Source organism: Lacinutrix himadriensis (genome assembly GCF_001418105.1).
Classification (GTDB): Bacteria; Bacteroidota; Bacteroidia; order Flavobacteriales; family Flavobacteriaceae; genus Oceanihabitans; species Oceanihabitans himadriense.
Window position 1 is genome coordinate 1 of sequence record NZ_LIQI01000009.1, and the last position, 4,432, is coordinate 4,432.

Sequence of the window (4,432 nt, forward strand, 5' to 3'; positions counted from 1 at the left end):
CAGTTCAACCTCTTTTTGAAGTGCCTTAATTCTAGATATTTCGTCTTTCGTTTCCACTTTTACTCTGGTGTTCATTAAGTCTTTACGATTGTACTTTTTAATCCACTCGTTAACAGTTGTAGGTGCGATAGAGTAGAGTTTACAAAGTTCGCTCTTTGTGTGTTTTCCGGTTGTAAGTTCGGCTAAAATTTTTAATTTAAAAGGTTCGCTGTAACGTCTAATTACTTTGTCATTTCTGTACATAATGTTTAAAATTATGTAGCCTTATTTTAGGACGGGTCATTATAGTTGCCAACGTGTTCGTGTATGATTAGTTGCGTATTTAAGGAACCAATTTAGTAAACAAAAACTAACCAGAGAAAATTCCAAAGGAATTTTCCAAGTAGGCGTGAACCTAGCAATTAATGATACACGTTGTTACCCAACGTTTATTGTATTTTCTATGAATTTACTATGATAACTACTATAAGTACAATAAAACAAAAACTTAATATATAATTATACGCATTATCTTCATTGAGAATATCCTTGAATGATTGAGTTTTATGCAGAAAAACCCATCTTATAAAGGCTCCTGGCATTACCATTATAACCTCAAGGAAAAATTGAAATATAAATTCAATCATTGTAAATTAATTATTATAACAGAAAATTTTATTTTGAAATAAAAGTAAACGTCGTTACCCAACGTTTTTATTCCGTTTCTTTTCTTTCGAATGGTGGATTATACATTATTCTTTCCCATTCTTCATTCAGTTCGGGAATCTGCTTATATAATTCCGTCATAAACATTCTCCAACCATCAAATTCTTCGGATATCACAGCAGTTTCATTTTCAGATTCGATTTGTAAACAAACATCGTCATAAGTAATTCGTCCGAATAGAAAACCAGTCAGTTTTTCAATTTCTGTCCATTGGAATTGAGTGATTTTTCCATCTAAATTGACTTGAAATCCGTTTTCTGTCAGTTCAATTTTTTCTATTCGTTTTTTCTTTTTATTCCAGAACATTATTCAATGGTTTTAGTCATTGCAATTGTCATCATTATTCCAATATATAAAAATGGAATTGCGCTTAAAAAAATCCAAATCATATTATTTTTGAATTCAGCTTTATGTTTTGAAAATAAAAGTATTGTGTTAATAAACGACCATAAAATTCCACCATAGAAAACAAGTAATGAAATCATACTTCCATATTGGTAAATCCAAGTTCCTCTGTAAGGTTGAACTAAATATTTTAAAAGCATTGCGCTTAAACAAATTCCGATAATCAGAATTCCGCTTTTTTTAGTCCAATTTATATTTTTAAGCAATATGTTCAATGGTTTGGTCAAATGTTGGGTAACGGTCTTGTATATGAAAAGTAGCGCTGAAAATAAGCGATAATTTTCGGATGAAACACAAGCCAAATTTTTAAATTTTACTAATTATTTTAGTTGCCGGGAAATCGTCAAATTTAAAAATTTGGCGACTTCCTAAAAATGCCCGAACCTTCGTGTTGGCAAAGACTCGCGCTATTTTTCATATACGTTGTTAGCAACTGGGCTTTATCGGTAATTTAATATATACCCGAATTTTTCGTCAATCAGTTTTTTACTAACATTTTCTTTTAATACTTTTCCTTTCGTATCAGTTGATATGTATTTTCCGCTCCTTTTTAAATAGACAGTATCCAATTCTTTATTTGTTAGATATGGCCATTCCCATAATATTTGTTTGTATTCAATTGGGTGAATTATTTCGTTTTTCCAATTTACCGTTCCGAATAGACCATTTTTCTCTACTTTAATTAGTTTAGAATTATCAACAAAAATCTCATCATATTCTGGCGGAATAACTAATTTACCATCTCTACTAATTAATCCTTTTTTACCATTTTTGGTTATAAAATGTTCTTCTGGACCATACTCAACCCAATTGGATATTTCTTCATATTCTATAGGTATGATAAAATTTTCTTTAAGGTCAATTACTCCAAATAGTCCATTTTTCTGAACGATAAAACTTTTACTCTTGCCATAAAAAGTGGGCGTAATATTCTCATAATTAAATGAAATTATTTGATTACCATTTTTATCTATCATACCATAATTGCCTAACTTATTTGCAATGAAGTAATCAGAGTAACGACCTGAAATAACTTCATCAAATTCGAAAGGATATTGAACGTTACCTAAATAATCTATTAAACCAAATTTACCATTCTGTTTAGCGTATGTAACTGACCTTCCATCAAATGGTTCGATTTTTTCGTATTCAAAAGGTATTTCTCTTATTCCTTTGTCAGAAACAGTTCCTGTCATTCCAGAACTTTTAGTTAAAACAAAATATCTTTGGTATGATTCTTCGCCTTTATAACTATCCCATTCATATTCTTTGATGTCAAAATCGGTTATTGGTTTTGCTGTTTTGTCCAATAGTTGAATATTATTTCCCTTTCGGATTGCAAAAAGTTCAGATTCATTTGAATATTCTGATGGATGTTCGATAAAATCATTCTTTATTGGTATAACAACTTCACCTAGAGTGTTGATAATTCCATATTTTCCATTATTGTAAACAATCCCTAAATCGTTTTGGAAAGGTTTTGCTATTTCGTAAGTTCCAAATGGAACAATCTCTTCTAAATCATTATTTATATATGCCGTTTTATTTTCTGCTTTAACTAAAACTAAACCATTCCCAAATAATGTGCTTTTCGTTATTCCGTCAACTTCAATGTAAGTCTCAACAACTTCATCATACTTAAAATCAGTTTTCCTGACACCTTTTTTTGAATAAAAAGCCCATTTTGAATTTTTTGAAGCAAGAACTATTGTGTCGTACATTGATTGGTCAACAGTTTCAAATTCAATCGGGATTATTTCTTCTCCTTTCATATTTATGAAACCAAATTTCCCTTCTTTTTTAGCGATTGCTAAACCAGAATTATAGAAATAACTTTCATTTTCGTATTGAAAAGGTATTTTAACTTCTCCTTTGCGATTTATATATCCATATTTTCCATTAAAATTCGCTGGCGCAAGTTGTCCTTGACCAAAAACTCCCATATCATCGTATATAAAACTAATCAATGTGTCTTGATGAATATTTATAAACCCATATTTTCCATTTTTGAGCTGAGCAAATATCATATTCTCGTCATCAATTGGGTTTAAAAATTTGTATATGTTCGTAGAAATAATTGTATCTCCTTTTTGATTTACAAACCCGTTATTGCCAATTCGTTTGTAAGTTTGAGATTCAGTCGCATTAGATTCCTCCTTAGGTGATTTGCAAGAAATCAGAAGCGTTAGGATAATCAATATGTTTATTAATGTTCTCAATGTTTGTCTTGCCTTGTTGCTAACGGTTACGTATAAAAATAGTGCGGTTTTGTGTGCGAGGATTTTCCGCAGGAAAATCAGATGTAACAAAAGTGCACTATTCATTGTTTAAGCACTAATCTACGCATTATTTTTATGCGATGTTGTGTACAGTTTTTATTTTTTCAATTCCTAAATGTTTGTATTTTATTAATTTTTCAGCGGTTTCATTGTCGCAACCAATTGCTGTTTTACAATCATCATAAAGTGTCGTAAAACACCATCTTTTATTCTTTTCAAGTACAAATTCAGGCGATAGATTCGAAAAACTTGAGGCAACAATTTGAATTGTCTCCATTCTTGTCAAACAAAAAGAAGGTAAATTGTCGTTCTCAACATTTCCTCTTATTTTTCTCAAAATGTCATAATGAGAATACACTTCTGCTTGAAGAGTAGAGTCAAAAACTTTTAATAAAGGAATTATGTCTTTATAATACATTCCAGAACCTTCTTCACTTCCCCACAAATATTTTGGTCGTGTGTCTTTATTTCGGACTTGGTGCATAACGTATTCAGAATAGTCTTTGAAATTTTCTCCATCTTTAAAAAATTCCGTTTTAAATTGTTCAAATGTCAGAACACGCTTATTTTTAGGTCTCCCAAATTCGTCACGAGAAGATTTTAGTCCTTTTTGAATATCCAAATCAATTAATATTGGATGATGATAAATGAAGTAATTATCAAAATCTTCGGAAAACCAGTTTTCGATTTCTTTTGGATAATGACTTCCTCCACCTTTATTTTTTACCCAAAATCTTGGTACTTTAAAATCTATCATTTCGTTTTGGTTAAATGTCTTGTCCTGAAATACGGCTACAGGTTAAAATTGATTTTACGCTGATAATTTGTATACCATATTAGGTGTTTTATAGTCTAAAGATAAATGTAATCTTACTTCATTGTATAAATTAATTGCACTTTTTGCAGCTCTCTTTGCGTGTGCTACGTTTTCAAAGGTTTGATCGAGATAAAATTCGTCTTTTAGTATTCCGTTTACGCGTTCTGCCATCGCATTTTCGTAGCAATGATTTTCTTCAGTCATACTAATATCTATCTTTTTTTTT

At 30.5% G+C, this 4,432-nt stretch carries 6 protein-coding genes; all 6 read right to left on the reverse strand.

Annotated elements, in window-relative coordinates:
• The coding region (locus tag AMD28_RS02125; RefSeq protein WP_055442521.1) for a transposase at nucleotides 1-243 on the reverse strand (243 nt) is incomplete at its 3' end.
• Between the two features lie 450 nt (nucleotides 244-693).
• The gene (locus tag AMD28_RS02135) at nucleotides 694-1,011 is read right to left on the reverse strand and encodes a hypothetical protein (protein WP_055442525.1); all 318 of its coding nucleotides are present in this window, start codon (nucleotides 1,009-1,011) and stop codon (nucleotides 694-696) included.
• Nucleotides 1,011-1,316: a hypothetical protein gene (locus tag AMD28_RS02140; protein ID WP_152975521.1), complete on the reverse strand. Its 306-nt coding sequence runs from the start codon at nucleotides 1,314-1,316 to the stop codon at nucleotides 1,011-1,013. The genes AMD28_RS02135 and AMD28_RS02140 overlap by 1 nt, the downstream gene beginning before the upstream one ends.
• Before the next feature lie 234 nt (nucleotides 1,317-1,550).
• Nucleotides 1,551-3,329 (reverse strand): WG repeat-containing protein, encoded by a 1,779-nt coding sequence (locus AMD28_RS02145; protein WP_161804611.1) that lies wholly within the window; start codon nucleotides 3,327-3,329, stop codon nucleotides 1,551-1,553.
• A 133-nt stretch (nucleotides 3,330-3,462) separates the two neighbouring features.
• Nucleotides 3,463-4,146: a hypothetical protein gene (locus tag AMD28_RS02150; RefSeq protein WP_055442528.1), complete on the reverse strand. Its 684-nt coding sequence runs from the start codon at nucleotides 4,144-4,146 to the stop codon at nucleotides 3,463-3,465.
• A 54-nt stretch (nucleotides 4,147-4,200) separates the two neighbouring features.
• Nucleotides 4,201-4,432 (reverse strand): integrase core domain-containing protein (locus AMD28_RS02155; protein WP_152975522.1); only part of this gene is annotated, 232 nt, incomplete at its 5' end.

Bases quoted from the DNA above. Each gene is read 5' to 3' on its own strand.
- AMD28_RS02135 (WP_055442525.1), bottom strand. From the start codon at position 1,011: ATGTTCTGGAATAAAAAGAAAAAACGAATAGAAAAAATTGAACTGACA.
- AMD28_RS02150 (WP_055442528.1), bottom strand. From the start codon at position 4,146: ATGATAGATTTTAAAGTACCAAGATTTTGGGTAAAAAATAAAGGTGGA.